This is a genomic window from Gillisella terrae (assembly GCF_004801395.1).
Taxonomy (GTDB): Bacteria; Pseudomonadota; Alphaproteobacteria; order Rhizobiales; family Rhizobiaceae; genus Allorhizobium; species Allorhizobium terrae.
Map to the genome: position 1 here is coordinate 85,684 of NZ_SSOA01000010.1, position 22,028 is coordinate 107,711.

Annotated in this window: 20 protein-coding genes and 1 pseudogene; 6 read left to right on the forward strand and 15 right to left on the reverse strand. The window is 53.2% G+C overall.

What is annotated here, in order from left to right; all coding sequences use genetic code 11:
* Positions 1-7 precede the first annotated feature (7 nt).
* The 3 genes from rhaI (at position 8) to E6C51_RS16360 (ending at position 3,008) form a co-directional block, all read left to right on the forward strand.
* Positions 8-1,300 carry an L-rhamnose catabolism isomerase gene (gene rhaI / locus E6C51_RS16350; RefSeq protein ID WP_190236763.1) on the forward strand — a complete coding sequence of 431 codons (1,293 nt, stop codon included), beginning with the start codon at positions 8-10 and terminating at the stop codon, positions 1,298-1,300.
* A 197-nt stretch (positions 1,301-1,497) separates the two neighbouring features.
* Positions 1,498-2,214 (forward strand): DUF1003 domain-containing protein, encoded by a 717-nt coding sequence (locus E6C51_RS16355; RefSeq protein WP_190236764.1) that lies wholly within the window; start codon positions 1,498-1,500, stop codon positions 2,212-2,214.
* 401 nt (positions 2,215-2,615) lie between these two features.
* Positions 2,616-3,008: an acyl-CoA thioesterase gene (locus E6C51_RS16360; RefSeq protein ID WP_146936296.1), complete on the forward strand. Its 393-nt coding sequence runs from the start codon at positions 2,616-2,618 to the stop codon at positions 3,006-3,008.
* A 93-nt stretch (positions 3,009-3,101) separates the two neighbouring features.
* Here the strand turns inward: E6C51_RS16360 and E6C51_RS16365 are convergent, their stop codons facing one another.
* The 11 genes and pseudogenes from E6C51_RS16365 to E6C51_RS16410 form a co-directional block, all read right to left on the reverse strand.
* On the reverse strand, positions 3,102-4,292 hold the full coding sequence (locus tag E6C51_RS16365) for a cupin domain-containing protein (protein ID WP_190236765.1): 1,191 nt from the start codon (positions 4,290-4,292) through the stop codon (positions 3,102-3,104).
* Between the two features lie 155 nt (positions 4,293-4,447).
* Entirely contained in the window at positions 4,448-5,125 is a 678-nt protein-coding gene (locus tag E6C51_RS16370; RefSeq protein WP_230987387.1) for a LysR substrate-binding domain-containing protein, read from the reverse strand.
* 15 nt (positions 5,126-5,140) lie between these two features.
* Positions 5,141-5,317, reverse strand: a pseudogene (locus E6C51_RS20185) (LysR family transcriptional regulator); the annotation flags it as partial.
* A gap of 424 nt (positions 5,318-5,741) precedes the next feature.
* Positions 5,742-6,215: a chemotaxis protein CheW gene (locus tag E6C51_RS16375; protein ID WP_075641829.1), complete on the reverse strand. Its 474-nt coding sequence runs from the start codon at positions 6,213-6,215 to the stop codon at positions 5,742-5,744.
* 417 nt (positions 6,216-6,632) lie between these two features.
* On the reverse strand, positions 6,633-7,400 hold the full coding sequence (locus tag E6C51_RS16380; RefSeq protein WP_190236766.1) for a copper homeostasis protein CutC: 768 nt from the start codon (positions 7,398-7,400) through the stop codon (positions 6,633-6,635).
* Between the two features lies 1 nt (position 7,401).
* Positions 7,402-8,613 (reverse strand): MFS transporter, encoded by a 1,212-nt coding sequence (locus E6C51_RS16385; RefSeq protein WP_190236767.1) that lies wholly within the window; start codon positions 8,611-8,613, stop codon positions 7,402-7,404.
* A 71-nt stretch (positions 8,614-8,684) separates the two neighbouring features.
* Positions 8,685-10,127, reverse strand: a complete 1,443-nt coding sequence (locus E6C51_RS16390; protein ID WP_190236768.1) for a M81 family metallopeptidase — start codon at positions 10,125-10,127, stop codon at positions 8,685-8,687.
* 12 nt (positions 10,128-10,139) lie between these two features.
* Positions 10,140-12,059 (reverse strand): beta-N-acetylhexosaminidase, encoded by a 1,920-nt coding sequence (locus tag E6C51_RS16395; RefSeq protein WP_190236769.1) that lies wholly within the window; start codon positions 12,057-12,059, stop codon positions 10,140-10,142.
* A 20-nt stretch (positions 12,060-12,079) separates the two neighbouring features.
* Positions 12,080-12,856 carry an SDR family oxidoreductase gene (locus E6C51_RS16400; RefSeq protein WP_190236770.1) on the reverse strand — a complete coding sequence of 259 codons (777 nt, stop codon included), beginning with the start codon at positions 12,854-12,856 and terminating at the stop codon, positions 12,080-12,082.
* A gap of 1 nt (position 12,857) precedes the next feature.
* The gene (locus tag E6C51_RS16405; RefSeq protein WP_190236771.1) at positions 12,858-13,721 is read right to left on the reverse strand and encodes a MurR/RpiR family transcriptional regulator; all 864 of its coding nucleotides are present in this window, start codon (positions 13,719-13,721) and stop codon (positions 12,858-12,860) included.
* A 118-nt stretch (positions 13,722-13,839) separates the two neighbouring features.
* On the reverse strand, positions 13,840-14,226 hold the full coding sequence (locus E6C51_RS16410) for a RidA family protein (RefSeq protein ID WP_190236772.1): 387 nt from the start codon (positions 14,224-14,226) through the stop codon (positions 13,840-13,842).
* 114 nt (positions 14,227-14,340) lie between these two features.
* On the opposite strand from E6C51_RS16410, the gene E6C51_RS16415 reads away from it, so the two are divergent.
* From E6C51_RS16415 to E6C51_RS16425, 3 genes are all read left to right on the forward strand, one after another.
* Positions 14,341-14,832, forward strand: a complete 492-nt coding sequence (locus E6C51_RS16415) for a hypothetical protein (RefSeq protein WP_190236773.1) — start codon at positions 14,341-14,343, stop codon at positions 14,830-14,832.
* 134 nt (positions 14,833-14,966) lie between these two features.
* On the forward strand, positions 14,967-16,448 hold the full coding sequence (locus E6C51_RS16420) for a M81 family metallopeptidase (RefSeq protein ID WP_190236774.1): 1,482 nt from the start codon (positions 14,967-14,969) through the stop codon (positions 16,446-16,448).
* An 11-nt stretch (positions 16,449-16,459) separates the two neighbouring features.
* Entirely contained in the window at positions 16,460-17,548 is a 1,089-nt protein-coding gene (locus E6C51_RS16425; protein WP_190236775.1) for a D-TA family PLP-dependent enzyme, read from the forward strand.
* A 224-nt stretch (positions 17,549-17,772) separates the two neighbouring features.
* Here the strand turns inward: E6C51_RS16425 and E6C51_RS16430 are convergent, their stop codons facing one another.
* The 4 genes from E6C51_RS16430 to E6C51_RS16445 form a co-directional block, all read right to left on the reverse strand.
* On the reverse strand, positions 17,773-18,903 hold the full coding sequence (locus E6C51_RS16430; RefSeq protein ID WP_190236776.1) for an ABC transporter ATP-binding protein: 1,131 nt from the start codon (positions 18,901-18,903) through the stop codon (positions 17,773-17,775).
* Positions 18,904-19,003: 100 nt separating this feature from the next.
* Positions 19,004-20,227 carry an ABC transporter substrate-binding protein gene (locus E6C51_RS16435; protein WP_146936322.1) on the reverse strand — a complete coding sequence of 408 codons (1,224 nt, stop codon included), beginning with the start codon at positions 20,225-20,227 and terminating at the stop codon, positions 19,004-19,006.
* Between the two features lie 50 nt (positions 20,228-20,277).
* A complete protein-coding gene (locus tag E6C51_RS16440) occupies positions 20,278-21,138 on the reverse strand; it encodes a carbohydrate ABC transporter permease (RefSeq protein WP_146936324.1) in 861 nt (286 codons plus the stop codon).
* Positions 21,135-22,019: a carbohydrate ABC transporter permease gene (locus E6C51_RS16445; protein WP_146936326.1), complete on the reverse strand. Its 885-nt coding sequence runs from the start codon at positions 22,017-22,019 to the stop codon at positions 21,135-21,137. Before E6C51_RS16445 ends, E6C51_RS16440 begins: the two co-directional genes overlap by 4 nt.
* Between the last annotated feature and the right edge of the window lie 9 nt (positions 22,020-22,028).

Genomic DNA, 22,028 nt, shown 5'->3' on the forward strand with positions numbered 1-22,028 from the left:
GGATCAGATGACGGAATTGATGATTGCAGCGGATAGTGTCGCTGCTGACAATGAAAAGCACTCAAAAGCGCATACATCCGATTATGCCGCTCTTGGCGAGAAGCTGGCGCGCAGCAATATTGATATCGACGCCATCACCGCCAAAGTGGCTCAGTTCTTTGTCGCCATCCCATCCTGGGGTGTCGGCACAGGTGGCACGCGCTTTGCGCGTTTTCCAGGTGCGGGCGAACCACGCCATATCTTTGATAAACTTGACGATTGCGGCGTTATTCAACAACTGACCCGCGCAACGCCGACGGTCTCTTTACATATTCCGTGGGACAAAACCGACCCGAAGGAGCTGAAGGCGAAAGCCGAGGCGCTTGGGCTTGGCTTTGATGCCATGAACTCGAATACATTCTCAGACTCTGCCGATCAGGCCCATTCCTATAAATATGGCTCTCTCAGCCATGTGGATGCCGCCACCCGAACACAGGCCATCGAGCATAATATCGAGTGCATCGAACTGGGTGTTGCCCTTGGCTCCAAGGCGCTGACGGTATGGGTTGGCGACGGCTCGAATTTTCCGGGCCAAAGCAATTTCACCAAATCATTTGAGCGCTATCTTGCCTCCATGGCGGAGATTTACAAGGCGCTTCCGGATGATTGGCGGCTTTTCTCTGAGCATAAAATGTATGAGCCCGCCTTCTATTCCAGCGTTGTGCAGGACTGGGGCACCAATTACCTGATTGCGCAAACGCTGGGACCGAAAGCCCAATGCCTCGTCGATCTGGGCCATCACGCGCCCAACACCAATATTGAAATGATCGTTGCCCGTCTTATTCAATTTGGCAAATTGGGCGGGTTTCACTTCAACGATTCCAAATATGGTGACGATGATCTGGACGCAGGCTCGGTCGAGCCTTATCGACTGTTTCTGGTGTTCAACGAGCTGGTGGATGCCGAATATCGCGGTGTCACAGGCTTTCATCCGGCCCATATGATCGATCAATCGCACAATGTCACCGATCCCATCGAGAGTCTGATCTCCAGCGCCAATGAAATTCGCCGCGCTTACACCCAGGCTCTTTTGGTGGATCGCGCATCCTTGGAGGGCTACCAGAACGACAATGATGCCCTTATGGCCTCAGAAACACTGAAACGCGCCTATCGCACCGATGTTGAAGCCATTCTGGCTGCGGCAAGGCTGCGCGCGGGCGGTGCCATTGATCCCGTTGCCGCCTATCGCGCCAGCGGATACCGCGGAAAGGTTGCCAGTTTGCGACCAGCGGTGAAAGGTGGCTCGGGCGGTATTGTTTGATCTCGGCTCCATTTTTGCCACAATTACAGCGCCGTGCATGCTATCAGACGCACAAAGGTAGCCCTACTGCATAATTCCTTGAATCGGAGTGGATTTAAGGAGAAAATTATGCAGCAGATTAAAAGCGTTACATCACCATGCGCCATGTATGACGCATGGTGATGTAGGCTGCCTTTTCTTTTGTTTGGAGCCAACCCGTGACATCGCCGCATCGCGCCAACCCGAAAACCACTCAGACCTGTTGCATTTGCAACAAACCATTTACACTGCGTCACCTGCGCAGTGTCGATCATTTGAGACCTTCCATTTTGGCGATGCTGGAGGAGCAGGAAGGTGCGTTGCCTGAACACGCGATGATTTGCGAAGGAGATCTTTCAAAAATTCGGCGTAAACATGTCGAGCAATTGCTTCAGGATGAGCGCGGTGAGCTTTCCGCCCTTGATCGCAGGGTCTTGAATGATTTGAGCATGGATGTCTCCACGGCCGCAACCGTTGACCCGGAGGTCGATCAACCGACTACAATTGGCGTGCGCGCCGCCGACGCCGTTGCGGCCTTTGGCGGATCATGGACCTTCATTATTCTTTTTGCCAGCGTGCTGGCGATTTGGATGGCCATCAATGTGGTCGGGGTTTTCAAGCAGCCATTCGATCCCTATCCGTTTATCTTGCTCAATCTGGTTTTGTCTTGCGTGGCGGCCATGCAAGCACCAATCATCATGATGAGCCAAAAGCGGCAGGAGGAAAAAGACCGGCTGCGCAGCGAAAACGACTATATGATCAATTTGCGGGCAGAACTGGAAATTCGCCAACTGCATGAGAAAATTGATCACCAGATGGCACAGCAATGGCAGCGCTTGGCCGAGTTGCAACAAATTCAAATTGACCTGCTGGAGAGCGAGGCAAGCAAAAAATAAAACACAGATTGCTTTATTAGATGTTATTAATTCATAAGTAAGAAATCGCTGTTATCAATGATCATACAGGGAATGCAGAATGTCACGAACCCCTCCGTTGACACTTCCATCATTCACAGCACCTGTCTTCTCCGACGTGCCCCCTCGCGCTCGGATTGATGATTTGGCGCCGCGCTCCAACGCGGCGCTTTTTTATTGAGCAGCATCGACCGGCTGCAAAAACGGCGCATATAATCCGCTCCAGAGGACATGAGTGCGCCATATATGACGCACGGCGCTGTAAACATGTCTCACATTGCCGATTTGCGCATAGCTGACCTTCACAGAAATTGCTTCGTAGCGCCTCATTCTGTTGCTATTCCCCGCCCATGAAATGACACTATGCAGATAGGATATGCCCGATGACTGAAGCTGAAGAGCCCCAAGGTGAACTGACACTGCGCACGCTGGCAATGCCTGCTGATACCAATCCAGCCGGTGATATTTTCGGCGGCTGGGTTTTGGCACAAATGGACGCCGCCGCTGGCATCAAATCGGCAGAGCGCGCCAGAGGCCGCACCGTGACGGCTGCCGTCAAGGAAGTCAGCTTTAAGCAGCCCGTCAAAGTGGGTGACACTGTCTGTATCTACTGCTCTGTCAGTCATGTCGGGCGTACATCTATGACACTTTACGTTGAGTGCTGGGTCCGCCGTCAATTCTCACAGGAGCGTCAAAAAGTAACAGACGCGCATTTTATCATGGTTGCTTTGGATGAACACGGCAAACCAAGACAAGTCGATGTAAATCAGCGCTAAATGCATAGAAAGAGAGCATTTCATTGTTTTCAAGACAAAATGAAATGCTCTCTTTATGTTTTAAATATTTTTTGCTTCAGCAAATGACGTATTTTAAGCTTTCTTCAACTTAGAAAGGGTCGATGCCGGAACTTCCGTAAAGTTATTGCCAAGCAGATAGCTGGGGCTTGAGGAAATCCAGCGATCGAGATCAATCTCCTCGAATGTGCCGCTATCCCAAGTCTGCACAATTTCAAGATCCGTATCACCCACATTGCGGATGGCATGGCCAAAACCAACAGGGATATAAGCCACATCACCGGGATTAAACTCTGCCACTTTGCCGCGCCCACCGGAACCAAACATGGCCACTTGCCCCTTACCGCGAAGATAGTAATGCCATTCGTTGGCGTTGACGTTCCAATGCAATTTGCGCATCTCACCGGGTTTCAACACCATCAAGCCACCCGACATTGTTTTTGACGCCGGGAATTCATCTATGGTCGCCAGACGGAAACTTCCACCTTCCAGTTCACGCACAGCGCGGTTGTTTGTCAGCAAGCTGAATTTATGTGTCGATTCTTTAGGCCAAGGAGCTTCCAAAGCTTCGGATGGCTTCAGAACGGGGCCTGACTGAATATAAACCTCGCCTTTGGGGAAAATATCAAACACATCTTTGGGAATCCCGAACTCTTTTGCCAGCAAATCTTTGGGTGTCAAATCCACCCAATCTGTAATGGAAAATGTTCCGTGTTCAGAAAATGCACCATTATCAAAGGACAAAATGAAATGGCAGGGTTTATCGCCAATGCACTGAATAGCATGGCCATGACCCTTGGCAAAATACCATAGGTCGCCCGGCTTGAAATTATTGATTTCACTGGCCCCGGAAGGGTCAAGAACAACGGTTTGACATTCACCATCAATGACAAAAGCCCATTCTGCGGCAATGGCATGCCAGTGCAACTCACGAGATGCACCGGGATTGAGATACATATGGACCCCGGCAATGCCCTTGCTGATCGGAAATTGATGAACCGTTGCCTCTTTTGCCCAGCCACCACTGGTGACCTTCGGACTATTTCCATCCAATGAAAACTTGAAATCGGGCATGCCTCCCACATCCTTCGGATCGTGGTAAGCAACAGGTACGCCATCAGGCAACGCCGCGACGTTGCGCCCAAAACCTCCCGCACCCGGCTGCCCATGATCATGAACCATGGCCGCCTCCGCCAATCGCTCAAACGAAACCATACCAGCACCCAAAGCGGCTGCACTTAAAAAATTTCTGCGGTTGGTCTGCATCCATATCCTCCTGTCATGACACAAAGCGCTGACTCAGTAGCGCCTGAAAAATGTCCCACAGGATGAAACAAACTGGTACTGCACAACCTCTGATAACAGCTATAACGAATACCTATAAAGAGACAGTTTCCCCCAAAAGACCCACGGCAGACTTTTCAGGCAGGAATACCATCGCCTGACAATGCCTTGGCCTGAATGGCCTCAGCAAGCATTTTCAAGAGTTTAAAACTGCTATTACGTTTTTCGAGCAAGACAAATTCCACATCACCCAATGTCGGCAAAATGCTCGGTTCATTGCATTCCATCAAACCAAACGGGATCAATCGCCGGGCATGGGCCATCATACCCAAACCAATACGGGTTGCAGCGGTAAGCCCATTCAAGTTGCTGCTGGAAAACGCAATGCGCCAACGCAGACCAACCTCCTCCAATCGCTCCAGTGCGACATGACGGGTTATGCTTGGCGGCGGATAGAGCACAAGCTGCACTTCATTTTCATCTCCGTTCAAAACCGGTGCACCATTGGCTGACACCCAGACCAAAGGTTCACGCCAGACAAACTCTCCCCGATGTTCATGGGCAGAACGCTTGCATAACACCAGATCAAGTTGATTATCCTCAAATTTCTGTTGCAAGTCGTGGCTGAGCGCAATTGTGAATTCGATATTCACATCTGGATGATGTGCGGTAAAATCCCGAATAACATCTGGAAGCCAGCTTGAAACCAGATCTTCCGAAGCACCAAACCGCAGCACCTGCCGCTGTTGCCTTTTATTAAAGTGACTTTCTGCGCGGTCAATCACCTCTATAATCGCACGCGCAAATGTTTCCATGACCTGTCCATCTGGCGTGAGCGCAATTGAATGCGTATCGCGCCAAAACAGCTTTTGACCACATTCATGCTCAAGGCGCTTTATATGGTCACTCACGCTGGGCTGAGAAAGGCCGAGAACCCGTGCGGCAGCAGAAAAACTTCCCCGTTCAATCACGGTAACAAATGTACGGAGATGAGACGGATCCATCATGGAAACTCCATTCCTCCCTCATGTAAGGGCGTGTTTAGAGATAGAATATCGTCTAAAATCAACACTTAAAGTATCAGGCGGCTCTTCAAACATGGATGAGATGCTGTATCGCCGCTCACCAGCCGACGTCAAATTACCAGAAAATATGGCAGTTTCATTGCCGTGGTAAGATAGACCGAACATGCTCTCGAACCAGAACAATAAAGCATCATGCAAAAAGCCCTGAGCGAAGCGCTCAGGGCTGTAAATTTACCAAACACCGTCGTCGCCACGCGACTATTGCACGCACCGACAATCTATATCCACTGCATAATTCCTTAAATAGTAATCAATTTAAGGTGAAAATTATACAGCAGATTAAACCTGTTACAGCGCCCTTTGTGCTCCATAGATGGTGAGAGGCGCTGTAGGCGATAAGAGAGACTTAAGCCACCATACCCCAATCGGCAGCATCGTCATCGCCGAACATGCGCTCAAGGTTGAGGAAGCAAATCATCGTTTGCCCTTGTGCAATAATGCCATCAGAGAACGCGGAGCTTGGACCTGTGGCCTGAGGCAGCGGCTGCAAGCGATCCAGCGGCACTGTCAGAATGTCGGATACGCCATCCACCAGCAAGCCAATGGTCATGCCGTTCACGTCTGTCACCACAATGGCGCTGCGCACGTTTGCTTCTGTTCCAGCCATTCCAAGCTTAACCGCCAGATCGACGATTGGGATAACGGTACCGCGCAGGTTCATAACGCCAATCACTTCATAAGGCGCATGGGGAATTGGGGTCACTGGTGCCCAACCACGAATCTCGCGAATAGACGTGGTCTTGACGCAAAACTCCTGTTCATGCAGGCGGAATGCAATAATCTCCAGGGTTTCGCCCTGCCCTACATAACCCGTCGACATCCAATTTCCTCTCAGCTTTCGCCTTTAGGGGCTGCGTTTAACTTAACATCGTTCATTACCAGACAAACCCTGCCTTGGGCTGGAGAAGCTTTCGGACCAACACGCCCTTGTAGCTAACCCCAATATCTCAAGTCCCAATATCTTGGGCCGCAAAAATCTTGGGCCCCAAAAATCTTGGCCCAAAGACATAATCGCAGTGCTTACCGACATTACACGTCAACGTAGAATACGTAAGAATCGTTAATTTAACATTTGCGACCGTTCTTACTTAAGATTTTTTTCTGAACAAAACTCACAATTTCAACTGTTGGCAATCGGTCTCAAGAGGTGAAACCAGCCCTTCCAAAAAACAATATCCGAAGATCGAAATCAACCTTGGAATGCATAGAGATATAAGAATGTAAAATCACTAAAACCTTAACGCTCAAATGAATTCAGCCATCGCGACCCGAGCGTGCGCATACGCTGCTTCATTTCGCGCACGGTCTGCTCATCAGTGCGCCGGCTCGCGACCAGTTCGAAGCCAAAGTCGACGAGGTTGCGCGCAGTAGACTGCGGCTGGCTGCATGAGGCGTGAAACTCGGTCATACCAACATCAGCAAAGAGATTGAGGTTCTCAGCATTTACACCGCCACCCGGCATGATGGAAATTCGTCCTTTTGCGGCTGCAAAAAGTTGCTTGAGAGCCTCAATGCCGACAGGCGCGCTTTTTTGCCCGCCCGAGGTCAGAATACGACGAAAGCCAAGGTCAACAGCCTCAGCAAGGGCCTCTAATTGATCCGGAACAAGGTCGAAGGCTCGATGGAGTGTCACATCCAGCCCCTCAGATGCAGCAAGCAATTGCCGAAGCGCGGCACAATCCAATCGGCCATCCGGCAGTAATGCTCCGAGAACTACACCGGCAAGCCCCATGTGTCGCACCGCCGCAATATCCCGGATCATCACCTGCACTTCCGCTTGGCTAAACACAAAAGACCCGGAGCGCGGCCTGATCATAGCGTGCACAGGAATTTGTGCGGCCGCTGCCTGCGCCATAAGCCCTATCGATGGTGTTAATCCTCCGCAGGCCAAGGCGGCGCACAACTCGAGCCGATCAGCACCACCCACGATTGCCGCCTCCATGCCAGCCACGTCATCCACGCAAATCTCAAGGATCGCGCCGGTCGTGTGAAGTCGATCCGCCATTTTAAACACTCCGGCTTGGCCGCAACCGCGGCTTTTCCATAACCATCATCATCACCACGCCCAAAAGCCCAACCACTGCGCCCAGTTTGGCGGTAAAGGCATAGTCACTCACCCTTGTTCCCAGTGCAAACACCAGCGAGTTCAGGCCACCACTCAAAAACATATTGACAGCGATGAGTGAGCTGCCAAGCCCCGCCCGATCGGCAATCAGGTTTTGGAGATAGCTGATCGGCACACTGATGATGGCAGCAGCGCCAAGCCCTGCAAGTGGCGTCAAGAGATAGACCTGCCACGGCGTTGTGGCAAAACCCAACAGGAACAGGTAGCCGCAATAGAGCACAGCCCCAATCGCCAGAATCAGCACTGAAGAGCTTCGGCGCTCGACCCATCCCCAAAACAGGATGAAGACGATTTCCAAGAAAGCGACGATCCCCACCAGCACCCCAACGTCGGCATTGGTGCCATGGGCTGGACCAACCACCAACAGTGGCAGGATCACTCCGTTCATCTGCATCATTGATGAAATGAGGGCAACCGCCAAAAGCCGCAGCAACAGACCAGGGGAGGCCACCGAAAAAATGGAGGCGAGAAATTTGGAGTGGGTGGCCGCTGGTGCCCCCCGCTCCGCTTTGGGCAAGAACAACACATAAAGCAGAAAGCAGGCAAAAGCTCCAAGGCAAGCGTAAAGAAAGGCGGGCAACATGCTGGAGCTTCCGGCCAGCATAAAACCGACAACGCCCGGAACAAGCACCCAGGAGGCCGAAATAATCGCCCGTACACCCGAATTAACAGCAATCAAATCGCGCACAGGCATATGGCTGGATGCGCTCCGCACATTGGCAAAAATCAGCGAATTCAAAGCGCCAAACACTGGCAGGCAACACAATGTGCAGACCACAAACACCATTTGATGCGGCACCAGATAGACAGCCCCATAGCCAATGATGCCAAACAGGCTGACAGCCATCATTGGCAGGCGAAAATGCCCCATTCTGTCGGCAAATGCGCCCACCAGCACGCTGGCCACCACATTGATGCAGGAGGCAGCAAAAATCAGCAGGGAATAATGAGCATTGCTCAGGCCCAGTTCGTGGATGCCGATCAAAGACATGAAGGGGGCTGTGGTCGCCCCCGTCAAGCCAAAGAAAAAAATGGAAATTGCGCTAACCCGAACGCCCGGATTGTGCAGAATAACCGATAGGGTGGGCCACATGTTGCAATTTTCATCAAGAGAAGAGAAGCGGGTGGTAATCGCCACCCGAAGAGGTACGGTGACAAAACAGGTTAATCTGTCCACCGTGCTGAAAATTTGGTGACAGGCTGATACTCAAAGTCTTTTTTGAACGGAAAGATCGGCTGCACGCGGCGCTTGCTCGGCAGGGCTTCAATATCCTGATTGATCACGCCATCCGTGAGCGCCATCAAATTTGGATTGGAGATCGGCTGAAGCTCAGGCGAGAGATAGCCCGATTTCACCACCAGCAAGCGGACCTTTTTTGGATCAATGCCGTGACGGGTAAAATCTGCGATATTGTGATAGGGCCTCCGCTTAGAGGCCAGAATGACAGTAATGCCGCCAATTTTGACCACAGCCTGCCGATCGCTTTCAACATGACCAGCATCCAATCGCACCACCTGGGCCTGCACGGTCACACAAGGACTTGCCGGATCCAGAGATCCGCCAATTTTCAACTCCACCATCTTGCCTTCACCGGCTGAAAAGCAGCAATCAACTGCTGGCTTGTCGGTAATGCCGCCAACGACCACATCGTCGAACTTGCGGGCAATCAATGCGCTCAATACATCGACTCTGTCGCCCACACCGCCGCCGGTGGGGTTATCGCCAGAATCGGCCAAGATCACTGGTCGAGTCTCGGCTTTTTCGGCAATATCCAGCATGTCGTTCAGGTTCCCGGTCACGGGGCCGAATTCAAAATCCGAGCGAGCCTGCCAATAGGATTGAGCAATCTCTTGCGCCACCTTTGCCGCTTCGTCTTTGTTGGTGCCTGTCACCACAGCACAGGCCGTTGCGCGCGGCTCATCGGCCCACACATAGCCCACCATCAAATTGCAATCCCATATGCCATCGCGCAGATCGTGCCTCGGCAAATGGGCATAGAGGCTCTTTGCCGGTTCATCTTCGGTGGAGGTTCGCTCTCCCGGCAGCAAAACCGGCACAGGTGCCCAGACCACACCGGGAATTTCGCCACTGGTCAAGGCGCGCAACAGCATGGACCACGCCCGCACCATGGTTTCACGCACATCTATATGAGGCGCAGTGCGATAGCCTGCAAAAATATCCAGTTGATCGATGATTTTCTGCGTGACATTGCCATGCAGATCATAGCTGGCAGCTATCGGGCAATCGGCACCAACGACATGTCGAGCAGCAGAAATCCAGTCGCCTTCAGCGTCATCCATGCCTTCGACATTCATGGCACCGTGCATGGCGAGGTAGAGACCATCCAGCGGCAGCGCGGCTGCCAGACGCTTCAGAAACTCCGCCTTGAAAGCCTCGTAAGTCTCGCGCGACACCGGACCTCCTGGAACCGCCCGCGCATGCAACAAGGGCAAGGCTTGGATCTCGCTTTCATTGATGAAGCTGAAATAGTCTGCCGCCAGCAGGTCACTGCCCCGCAAAACGCGAAAGTCATGCTCGCGCATCAAAACGGGTGAAGACGTGCTGCATTCTGTGTGAATACCGCCAATAGCGATGCGAAATGTCATCGGAGCAAATCCTTAAAGCTTGGGAACAAGAGGCGCGATGGCCAGAAACCGCAACCAGTCTTTCTGGTCTTTCGGCGTCCATGCAGCCTCAGCAACCGCGGCGAGACGCGGAAAGACAAGATGGTTGAAATAATCCCGATTGAGGAAGTTTTCGGTCCAGATACAGGCCTGTACCCCCCGCATTTTTGCCTTCAAAGCATCAGGAAACTCGCCCACAGCCTCATAGTGATAGGTATGCTTGGGCGGCACGGTGCCCGCCCAGCTTGCGCCCGGCTCCTGCCATGCTTCATCCTGCACCATGTCGAGATAATAGGCCTGTCCGGGTGTCATCACAACATCATAGCCTTGCTCGGCCAAAGCCACACCCACCTCAGGCTTTTGCCAGGCCATCAGCAAGGTGCCGTCGGCCTCAACACCACCGCCATGGGACACTTCATCCCACCCCGCCAATTGTCGATTGCGGTCTGCCAGCATTTTTTGAATGCGCTTCATAAAATAGCTTTGCAGGCCAAAGGTGCCATCCAGACCTTCTTTTTCCATCAGGGCCTTCGCAAGCGGCGACGCCATCCATGTGTTGTTGGCCACTTCGTCACCGCCAACATGGATGAGTTTGGATGGAAACAGCGCCACCATTTCATCAAACACCTGACCTAGAAATTCATAGGTCTGATCAATGGCGGGGTTGAGGGCGTTGTTGGGGAACCCCTGCACCGAATGATAGCTCTCGGGTGCCTCCTGCCCGTCCACCAGTTCCGGCAAAGCGGTGAGGATTGCCGTGCTATGGCCGGGAATGTCAATTTCCGGCAGAACCTCAATGTGCAGCGCGGCTGCGTGCGCCACAATGGCCTTCACATCGTCCTGACCGTAAAATCCACCAACCGGCTCCGCGCAATTGCCAAGCTGCGGCAACATCGGCTCATCCGGCCCGCGCAACACGCCAACCGAGGTCAGTTGCGGATAGGCTTTGATTTCCAGCCGCCACGCCTCGTCGTCGGACAAATGCCAATGAAACACATTGAGCCGCAGCCATGCCATAATATCCAGCAGGCGGGTCACATCTTGCGTTGGAAAAAACTGGCGCGAAACATCCAGATGGCAGCCGCGCCAATTATAACGCGGCGCATCTTTGATTACGCCCGATGCCGGGAAGCGAAATTGCGCCGGATCCTGCCGCGCCCCATGCAGCAATTGCGCCAAAGCCGTCAGGCCATAATGCCGACCAGCGGCACCACCAAAGTGCAAAGCGATATGGTCGTCAAAATGCAGCGAATAGGCTTCAGCTGTCAGGCTCTCATCCGCAATCAAGGCAAGCGCCATGCCTTGCTGCACGGCGACATGCGAAAACGGAACATGCGCCACCGAAAACAAACGGCGGTACAGCAGATTGACACTCTGCATGGCCTTGAGATCAGCAAGATCGCTGCCATCAGCGGGGAAAATTGCGACAGGAACAGTATCGCCCGCCTTTAACGTCGCGGTTTCAGGCCAGGGCAGCAGGGAAAACGGCTGTTTTGCCTCGCCCTTTGGCAAAGAAGCGGGCGCTGCCTCGCTGTGCCTGCCTTCCAGCATCAGATCATCGACAGCGACAGCCACATGCTGGCCGTCAGCCAGAGTGATGTAGGCCGATTTTGCGCCATCGGTGCGGTGCTTGGCAGACCGCCAAAGGCCTTGAACGGTAAAACGCCACACACCACCCGGCTGCAAGACAAAGCCCGAAGGCGGGGCGAATTGGTGGAAATTGGCATTGCGCTTGATGAAAACGGCGTTATCCACCAAGGGGTTATTCTTCACCCGTGTCAATGTCGTGTAGGCAAGCTTAAAATCGCGCAGTGGCTGATCGGTCAAATTGATCAGTGAGAAGATAAACCCTCCCGCCGGATCGCCATCAACCGGGTGCCAGACATTTTCAAGACGAAAAACAGCTTCAGTCATGGGATAAATCCTGCCTTCAATCAGTAATGATCAGATTGGGAGAAAGTGCGGGCCAGCTCAGTCTGTCCGGCTGTCAGCCCGCAATCAACGGTCAGGCATGTGCCGGTGATGGCGCGGGCCTGATCACTTGCAAGAAAGAACACGGCGTTTGCAACGTCTTCAGCAGTGGCGATGCGCTGCAACGCATACCAGCGCTTCACCTCTTCAAAGACCTGCGGGTTTGCCTTTGCACGCGCTTCCCATGCCTGTGTGCGCACGGTGCCGGGGGCGACCGCATTGGCCCGGATGCCAAATTTGCCATATTCCACTGCAATCAGCTTGGTCAGATGAATAAGGCCCGCCTTTGCCGCGCTATAGGCCGGATGGCCAAACACGGCCATGCCATTAACCGACGCAATATTGACCACAGACCCCTTGGAGGTCTTCAACGCCTCTTCCAAGGCGCGAAAGATCATAAACGGTGCTTCGAGGTTCAAGGCACTGTCTGCCTGCCAGATTGCCTGATCAGTATCATGCAGGCAAACGGCGCGCGCGGCTCCCGCATTGTTGACAAGTGTCTGGACCAACCCCATCGCATCCACCGTGCGGGCCATTTCAGCCACGCTGCCTGCATCCGTCACATCGCACACAACGGGAATGAAGCGATCAGAGGAGCCAAGCGACGTCACGGCCTTTTGCAGGGCGGCGTCATCCACATCAATCAGTGCCACGCACTCATGGCTGTCTTTCAGCCGTCGGGCAATTGCCAAGCCGATATCACCCGCTGCTCCGGTGACAACCGCGATAGACTTTACCACATCAATCTCCCATCACCTGACGGTCGTCGCCATCGCGGTGTTCTACAAGCTGTTGTTTTATATGGCGCAAAGTTACGGTGGAGAGCTTGCGGTTGCGATAAGCAACCAGGCTTGCCAGCACATCGATCACCGCCAGATAGGCAAACCGTGTCGAGGTTGGCCGAAAAATATTATCACCCTCAGGCAGGTCTATGCCGACCACCACCTCGGCTGCCTTAGCCACCGGGCTGTCGCTCTGGGTGAGCGCAATTGTGGAAATGCCGTTTTCACGGGCCAGCTCAAAACAGCGCACCAGTTCCAGATTTTTGCCCGAAAAGGACGAGCCGATCAGCACATCATTGCTGCGCGCCGCCGATGTCATCATCAATTGCAGATTATGGTCATTGCAGGCGGTGACGCGCGAGCCGAGGCGAAACAGTCGGTTTTGCAACTCCATGGCAATCATCGAGGAATTGCCCCCAGAGCCGAAAGCATAGATCATCTCTGCCCGCGACAGCCGGTCCGCCGCCTTTTCCAGCACATCGGCATCAAGTGCACGGTGCATCAAGTATAGTGCGTTTTGCGCCTTGGTAATCACATCCTCGGCGACATCGCTTGCTTCAGTGCTTTTCGCTTCCGGATTCAGATAGCGAACACCCACATAGGCTGTCTTGGCCAGATGCATTTTGAAATCCGCAAAATTCTGGCAGCCCAAACGACGGCAAAACCGCGTCACGGTGGGTGCCGAAACCCGCGCTTTGTCCGCCAATTCCACGATCGAAGCGCGCACTGCAAACTCAAGATCACTCACGAGAATATCCGCAATGCGCTGCTCCGACGGCGACAGTTGCGCGCGCTCCTCCTGAATGGTTGCAAAAATATCCATAAATTCCTCGCGGCAGCCTAAAGTCTGTCAGATTCAAATTGAACCTGACAGACTTTAGACTCCTTTGTTTTCGTTTGTCTTTTCGGGAAAACCGGGCTCCACTTTTCCCTGACAAACTCTACGTCTTGGGCTTATAGGCCACACAATCAATCTCGACCTTGCAATCCACCATCATCGATGCCTGCACGCAGGCGCGCGCCGGAGGATGCTCACCAAAATAGCCCTGATAGATCTTGTTGAAGGTCCAGAAATCACGCGGGTCATCCAGCCACACGCCGCAGCGCACCACATGTTCCACGCCGTAACCTGCCTCGTGCAAAATCTCCAGCACGTTGGCGATGGTCTTATGAGTTTGCTCGACAATGCCGCCGTTGATGATCTCGCCATTCTCCATGGCAACCTGCCCGGAGACATAGAGCCAGCCATCAGCTTCGACCGCCCGCGCAAACGGCAGTGTCTGCCCACCAGCGCCCGCTTTTTCTGCGCCGTAACGTTTAATGGTCATGCAAACCCTCTTGTAAATTATTTTCGTCAACGATTGACAATCCATCATATTAATCGGATTTTTGCCAGAGAATTTCACTGTCTATGAAATTATTTTAGAAAAAAGGCGGCACTGATGCGCGATCCGTTCAAAAATCCCTTTCCAGCCTCAGACGCAGCGCGCTCTTCCATCTGGGATATGCTCGTTTTGCGCGATATCGATGCCTTTCTCGCCGCAGACTGGTCAATGGTCGAGGATGATTTCATTGCAGAAGGCTTCATCGGCGTGAACGGCCAAAAGGATTCGAATCCGGACAATTGGCGCCTGAGCTTTCCCGACCTGCCATCCTATCGTGACGAATGGTTGCGCCAAGCCAGGGATTTTGCCCAGCAGACATTCGCAGAAGATGCACGCACGGCGATTTTCACCACGACCACGCTAGAGTCCATCGAAATTGAAGGCAACACGGCCTTGGTGCGCAAGAAATTTGACGGTGGCATCAAGAAGCCAGACGGCACGCTCGATGTAATGCAATGGCAAACGCTCTATTATTGCAGGCTTCAGGACGGGCGATGGAAAATTTCCGGCTTTACCGGCTATCTGCCAAACCCGATGGGCAAGCTTTAAGCTTAAGCATCGGCCGAAAAGTGAGAACAGATTTTCGGGTCAGTCCGGTGCAAAACCAAATATAAGAGCATCATCCTCTCTGACATGATCAGCGCGATGCTCTTTCAACGTCTTTGCGACAAAGGTTAGATCACGTGCGCATTTTCACCGCCGCCCTTGCCACAGAAACCAACACATTTTCTCCCATTTGTGTTGACCGTCGCGCCTTTGAGGAATCGCTCTACGCCCCTCCCGGCATGCATCCAGCGACGCCAACCCTTTGCACCGCGCCCATCACGGTGGGGCGCGAGGTCTGTGCCAGACAGGGCTGGACCTTGATTGAGGGCACCGCCGCCTGGGCCGACCCCGCCGGGCTGGTCAATAAGCGGGCTTATGAAGGCTTACGGGATGAAATTCTTGATCAATTGCGCGCCGCAATGCCGGTCGATGCTGTGGTGATTGGCCTGCACGGTGCCATGGTTGCGGACGGCTACATCGATCCGGAAGGCGACTTCTTAAGCCGCATTCGGGAGATCATTGGTCCTGATATCCTGCTTTGCGCCGAGTTGGACCCCCATAGCCATCTCACCGAGAAGCGCTGCCATGCGGCAGATTTCTTTGTGGCTTTCAAAGAATTTCCCCATACGGATTTTGTTGATCGGGCTAAAGATCTGTGGACCATCGCCGTTGATACGCTGGAGGGTCGCGTTACCCCGGTTATGTCGGTGTTTGACTGTCGGATGATCGACGTTTTCCCAACCTCAAAGGAGCCGATGCGCTCCTTTGTCGATCAATTGATGGCCATTGAAGCATCTGATGCCGATGTGCTGTCCTTGTCGGTGATCCACGGTTTCATGGCTGGCGACGTGCCAGAAATGGGCACAAAAATCATCGCTATCACCAATGGTAATGCCAGCAAAGGAGCAAACCTTGCCCGCACGCTTGGCCTTGAGCTATTTTCTAAGCGCGGCACGTTCATGGTGCCACAAATTGACGAAAAGCAGGCGGTTAACCAAGCGCTTGCGAAGACCAATGCCGGAACCAAAGGCCCCGTCGTCATCGCCGACATTTGGGATAATCCGGGCGGTGGCACGGCAGGCGACGCCACGGTCGTTCTGGCCGAACTCATGGCCAGAGGTGCGAAGAATGTCGCCGTTGGGATGATTTGGGATCCTATTGCCGTGCAAATCTGTATGGCGGCGGGCGAAGGAGCAGAAATCCATTTGCGTTTTGGTGCAAAATCGGCCCCCGGAACAGGAAATCCCATTGACGGTCTGGTCAAAATTGTAAAACTGGTTGCCAATGCCGAAATGAAGTTTGGTGCAAGCGTGGCACCCTTTGGCGATGCCGCTCATATTCATCTGGACGGTATTGATATTATCCTCAGCTCTGTGCGGGTGCAAAGCTACGATCCGTCTCTCTTTACCGCCCTTGGGGTCGATCCTTTGGCCAAAGATATTCTGGTGGTGAAATCCACCAACCATTTCTATGCCGCCTTTTCAAAAATCGCCGCCGACATTCTTTACTGTTCAGCCGGAACACCCTACCCCAATAATCCAGCAACAAACCCCTACCGCAACGTGCGGCGCGATATATGGCCAATGATGGCCAATCCGCACGGCTCCGCACCGCATTGAGACAATTTGATATGACATTTCCCCGCCCAGAGCCCGGCCAATCCATTTTCACGCTCTCAACGCCATTGCCGGTGATTGATGAAGACAGGTTGCAGGCCAATATCGCCCGCGTGCAATCCTATATGGATGCACACAATCTTGCCTTTCGCCCCCATATCAAAACCCACAAAATCCCGGCCATTGCACAACAGCAGGTTCAGGCGGGCGCAAAAGGCATCAATTGTCAGAAAATCACCGAGGCCGAAGTTTTTGCAGACGCCGGATTTCAGGATATCCTGATTACCTTCAATATTCTCGGCAAGGAAAAGCTCGAACGGCTCTCTGCTTTGAACGAAAAAATTGCGGATCTCAAGGTGGTGGCAGACAGCGTGGCCACGGCTGATGGATTAGCGGAGTATTTTGCCGGGAAAAAGCCCCTGACCGTGCTGGTAGAATGCGATACGGGCGGCGGACGCTGTGGTGTTCAAACGCCGCAAGACGCTATTTTCTTGGCGCAGTTGATCCATGACAGCCCGAGCTTGAATTTTGGCGGATTGCTGACCTATCCCAAGGCGCATTCCGAGCCTGTGGTTGAGGCTTTTTTCTCGAAAACCATAGAAGAGCTTAACGCGCGCGGCATCGCCTGCCCTATCGTGTCAAATGGCGGTACGCCAAGCCTGTTCTCGGCCCATCTTGTGCCATCAGCCACAGAACACCGGGCTGGAACCTATGTTTACAGCGATCGTGCCATGGCGCGTGCGGGTCATGGAACATTAGATAATTGCGCCATGCACATTCTGGCAACCGTGGTGTCCAGACCAACGCCTGACCGCGCCATCATTGATGCAGGCTCAAAAGCGCTGACCTCTGACCTTTTGGGCATGAGCGATTACGGCCACCTCATCGATTATCCAGAGGCCAGCATCACCAGCCTGTCGGAAGAACATGGCACGGTTGATCTGAGCAAGGTCAATGGCAAGAGGCCTGAGATCGGTGACAAAATCCGCATTATTCCCAATCACACCTGCGTGGTTTCCAACCTGTTTGATTTTATCACCTTCCACCGCAATGGCGTGGTAATGCGGGTGGAAACGGTGGCTGCACGTGGGCTGGTCTGGTAATGATCAGTCTTACGACATTATGAAGGCCGCTTAAACAGCGGCCTTTAGGTTGATGACAAACCCCTCACTCGACGTTTCGTCATCCTCGGGCTCGTCCCAAGGATCTGCTGTCGCCGGATAAATTATTGACATTATTGATTAAAACTGACGTGGTTAGATGCTCGGCACATGGCCGAGCATGACGTCGAGAGATTGGAAAGCTTCGTCAACAGTCTGAAGGCCCCTTAAACAGCGGCTTTCAATGCTTCCGGCATGGTTTCGGCCTGCCAATCAATATGCCGCTCCAGTGCATTGCCGTTGCCATCAAACAAATGGCAATCGGCCGCACGAATGCCGGTGGCAACCGCTTGCTCAACATGCACAGGTGCCGACCCCGGCAAGACCGCGCAATAGGCTTCGCCGCTTGGCAATGTGCAATAGGCAATGGTGCTGATGCCCAGCCGTTCAATGGCGTTAGGCGCAACGGTCACCGTCAGATCACCCTTGCCAAGGCTTAGATGTTCGGGGCGAATACCGAGCGTGAGAGACTGACCAACAAGCTCGGAACGGCCGGTGACCGGCAGGGTGGCGGTTTGGTCCTGATAGGCAACCGTTACGCCCTCAGCGCTGATGCCTTTGCAGACAACCGGCACAAAATTCATGGTCGGATTGCCGATAAAGCCCGCAACAAAGAGATTTTGCGGCTTGTGATAGAGCTCCAGCGGCGCACCCACTTGGGCAATATCACCACCATGCAACACCACAATCCGATCTGCCATCGTCATGGCTTCAATCTGGTCGTGGGTGACATAGATCATCGTGGTTTTCAACTGGCGATGAAGGCGGGTGAGCTCAATGCGCATATCGGCGCGCAGGGCGGCATCAAGATTGGAAAGCGGCTCATCAAACAGGAAAATCTTCGGCTCACGCACAATGGCGCGGCCAATAGCCACGCGCTGGCGCTGACCACCGGAAAGCTGCCCCGGACGCTGCTGCAGGCGCTGGTCAAGCTGCAAAACCTTGGCAACGGCATCGACCTTTTCACGGATTTGCGCCTCTGGCATTTTTTCCACCCGCAGCGGAAAGGCAATATTCTCAAACACCGACATATGCGGATAAAGAGCATAGGACTGAAACACCATGGCAATGCCGCGCTCAACAGGCGGCAGCGCATTCACTCTTTTACCATCAATCACAATGTCGCCGTCCGTTGTATCGTCCAGACCGGCAATCATGCGCAAAAGTGTGGATTTTCCGCACCCCGATGGGCCGACAAACACCATGAACTCGCCGTCTTTGATGTCCAGCGACACGCCTTTGATGACGTCAAAATGACCATAGGATTTAACGATTTTGTTGAGGTAAAGCTGACCCACGGCTTGGCGTCTCCAGTCAAACGGTCACAGCACGTGACCAACTTCATTACAAGAAAGGACCGGCTGCAACTGTTGTAAGTCGCAGCCGGTTCTCTGCTGGTTATTTGTACTGCTCAATGGCAGCCGTTGCCTTTTTCAAAGCCGCTGCCGGTTCAGCTTTGCCGGTGACCACCGATTGCACCATTTCGATCATGGCGTTCTGGAAGCCTTTGTAATCGGTAAACAGCGGCTCTGGACCACCATAAGCGATGCCGTCAATGAATGGCTTCCAGTAAGGCTTGTCCTTCACGAGCTGGTCAACACGTGGCGATGGGCGCAGCGGTGTCAGGCCAGAATCAGTCGTCAACTCATACTCTTCCTGAGGGCCAGGCGAGGTGATGAATTTGGCAAATTCCTTGGCCTTGTCTTCGACACCAGAGCCTTTGAACACCACGAGGCTGTCGGTGATCAGCAACGTGCCCGGACCCTTGGCTTCCGGGCCAAGCGGCAGCGTGGTGACGCCCCAGTGAATATCGGTCTTGAGCAAGCGATAGGCAGCACCGGTGCTGTTTTGGATCATGCCAGCCTTGCCATCGAGGAAGATGGCGCGAATTTCATTCTGCTCATAAGCGGTAGCCCCTTCGACAGAATAAGGCGTGATATCCTTGTAGGCCTGAAGGGCTGCAAGCACCTGCGGGCTGTCCATGGTGATCTTGCCGTCCTTGTCGATCACCTGACCATTGTTGGTGTAAACCCAGTGCATGAACTGATGCATGGTGTTGTCAAAGGTCTTGGCAGGAAGACCGTAGCCAGCAATACCTGTCTTTTCCTTGATCTGCTTGGCAAAGGCAATTTCTTCAGCCCATGTCTTTGGTGGTGTTTCGGGGTCGAGACCAGCCTTTTTGAACAGATCCTTGTTCCAATACAAAGCCTTGGTGGAGAAGGCGATAGGAACGCCCCATTGTGTGCCATCGAATGTCACGGTGTCGACGATATGGGGGTAATAGCTCTTCTGTTCCTCTTCTGTCATCGGCACAGGCACGATCAGATCGTTCTGCGCAAATTCCTTCAGCGTGCGCGAACCAACATAGGCCATGGCAACGGGGGTGCCGGCGGCAGCCAAAGTTGTTGCCTTATCCTGGCACTGCGCCCAGCCAACCACTTCCGGCGCAATCTTCCAGCCTGCGTTTTTCTCTTCCCATTGCTTGATGTATTTTTCATGCACTGGGTCGATTTTGTCGCCGCAATAGATCCAGCTGATTTGCTTATCCGCCGCAAAGCTGGAAAGCGCTGAACCCGCCAGCAGCGCAAGCGTGCCGACAATCAATGTGAGAGATTTTTTCATTCTATGGTTCCCCTTTGTTGACAGTTAAAGTTGTCAGGCCATCCTTGCCGTTATTTCACAGCCCCTGCGGTCAAACCGCTGACGAGGTAGCGTTGCAGGAAGAAAATCACGATCATTGCAGGCGTAATGCCGACAAAGCTCGCAGCCATAAGTTCATTCCAGATCACCTCCTGGCGGCCGAAATAGGCGAACAGTCCAATCGGTAGCGGCATGAATTCTGTTTTTGAATTGAAGGTCAGTGCAAAGATGAACTGCTGCGCATAGGCACCGATAAAGGTGGTGATGCCAACCACCGCAATACCCGGCATGGCCAGCGGCAAAACCACCCGGCGGAAGGTGTAGAAGTAGCCAGCGCCATCTACATAGGCGGCTTCTTCCAACTCGCGCGGAATCCGCATCATATAGGTGCGCAAAAGCCAGATGGCCGAGGGGATCAGAAAAGCAACACCCGGAACAATCATGGCGAAATAGGTATTCAACAACCCCATGGACCGCATCAGCCGAAACAGCGGGATCAGCAGCACCGCACCAGAGAACATGTTGACCGCAAGAAAAGCACCCAGCAACACACCTCTGCCTTTAAACTCAAAACGGGCAAAGGCGTAGGCTGCGGGCACCACGAGGCACAAAACCACGGCGGTCGCGATCGTTGAGATGAAAAACGAGTTGAAAATGTAGCGGGCAAAGCCCGGAACATGGTCCCACATGGTGTAATAGGCTTCAAACGAGCCATTTTCGGGCCAAAACCGATAGGGAGAGGAAAAGAGCTGGCTGATCGGCTTGAGCGATACCAGAAACCCTTCCACAAAAGGTGCCAGCACAAAGGTCAGAAACACGGCAATACCGCAGTAAATCCCGATGATTTCGTACCATTTATAGCGATTGATCATCGCATGTCTGTCAACGCTCATCGGGCAGGCTCCTGAGAAAGGCGGCTGGTGACGCGGAAATAGCAATAGCTGAAGATGGACAGGAAAATGCAGATCAGCACAGCACGCGCCGCCCCTTCGCCATATTTGTAAGAGCCAATCGCCGTCTTATAGGTGTCGATAATCATGGTTGTGGTTGAGCCGCTCGGGCCGCCCTGGGTCAAAATCCAGATGATATCGAAGGAATTGAAGGTCGAGATCAGCGACAACATCGACATGGTGATCATCGATGGCACCAGAAGCGGCAGCGTGATGCGTCGGAAACGATAGAAGCGCCCTGCTCCGTCGGTCCATGCGGCTTCATGCAGATCAGAGGGAATGGCCTGCATGGCGGCCAGCATGTAAAGCGTCACCATGGGCACACCAATCCACACATCCGTGAAAATCGTCGCCCAAAACGCTGTCGAGCCGTAAGCCAAAAAGGCCACAGGACCATCCACCAGCCCGAAACGTTGCAACATGCCCGAGATCATGCCGAACTGGCCATTATACATCCACCCCCACATGAAGATGCCAATCGCCATTGGCACAATCCATGGCGGCATGGTGAGGATGCGAAACAATGTGCGCCCGGGCACCGCGGTGTTCAGCAAGGTCGCGCCAAATGTTCCGATGATCATCTTGATCAGAACGGAAAAGAACGTCCACACAAAGGTGCGGATGATAACGTCCGCAAAGGTATGATTGAAGATCTTATCATAATTGACCCAACCCACCCAATTGGTCACCCGTTTCAAGGACGCATCGGTGAAGGACAAAATAAACGTGTCGATCAGCGGATAGGCAACAATCACTGCGATATAGATTGCGGCTGGCAGCAACAGGCACCAGGCAAAAATAACAGCACTTCGGCGGGCTTCCATCAGATTGGC

Bases quoted from the DNA above. Each gene is read 5' to 3' on its own strand.
- E6C51_RS16390 (WP_190236768.1), bottom strand. From the start codon at position 10,127: ATGACATTTCGCATCGCTATTGGCGGTATTCACACAGAATGCAGCACG.
- E6C51_RS16375 (WP_075641829.1), bottom strand. From the start codon at position 6,215: ATGTCGACGGGTTATGTAGGGCAGGGCGAAACCCTGGAGATTATTGCA.
- E6C51_RS16440 (WP_146936324.1), bottom strand. From the start codon at position 21,138: ATGAGCGTTGACAGACATGCGATGATCAATCGCTATAAATGGTACGAA.
- E6C51_RS16435 (WP_146936322.1), bottom strand. From the start codon at position 20,227: ATGAAAAAATCTCTCACATTGATTGTCGGCACGCTTGCGCTGCTGGCG.
- E6C51_RS16370 (WP_230987387.1), bottom strand. From the start codon at position 5,125: ATGGAAACATTTGCGCGTGCGATTATAGAGGTGATTGACCGCGCAGAA.
- E6C51_RS16395 (WP_190236769.1), bottom strand. From the start codon at position 12,059: ATGACTGAAGCTGTTTTTCGTCTTGAAAATGTCTGGCACCCGGTTGAT.
- E6C51_RS16425 (WP_190236775.1), top strand. From the start codon at position 16,460: ATGACATTTCCCCGCCCAGAGCCCGGCCAATCCATTTTCACGCTCTCA.
- E6C51_RS16445 (WP_146936326.1), bottom strand. From the start codon at position 22,019: ATGGAAGCCCGCCGAAGTGCTGTTATTTTTGCCTGGTGCCTGTTGCTG.
- E6C51_RS16365 (WP_190236765.1), bottom strand. From the start codon at position 4,292: ATGCAGACCAACCGCAGAAATTTTTTAAGTGCAGCCGCTTTGGGTGCT.
- E6C51_RS16405 (WP_190236771.1), bottom strand. From the start codon at position 13,721: ATGGATATTTTTGCAACCATTCAGGAGGAGCGCGCGCAACTGTCGCCG.
- E6C51_RS16385 (WP_190236767.1), bottom strand. From the start codon at position 8,613: ATGTGGCCCACCCTATCGGTTATTCTGCACAATCCGGGCGTTCGGGTT.
- E6C51_RS16360 (WP_146936296.1), top strand. From the start codon at position 2,616: ATGACTGAAGCTGAAGAGCCCCAAGGTGAACTGACACTGCGCACGCTG.
- rhaI (WP_190236763.1), top strand. From the start codon at position 8: ATGACGGAATTGATGATTGCAGCGGATAGTGTCGCTGCTGACAATGAA.
- E6C51_RS16415 (WP_190236773.1), top strand. From the start codon at position 14,341: ATGCGCGATCCGTTCAAAAATCCCTTTCCAGCCTCAGACGCAGCGCGC.
- E6C51_RS16380 (WP_190236766.1), bottom strand. From the start codon at position 7,400: ATGGCGGATCGACTTCACACGACCGGCGCGATCCTTGAGATTTGCGTG.
- E6C51_RS16410 (WP_190236772.1), bottom strand. From the start codon at position 14,226: ATGACCATTAAACGTTACGGCGCAGAAAAAGCGGGCGCTGGTGGGCAG.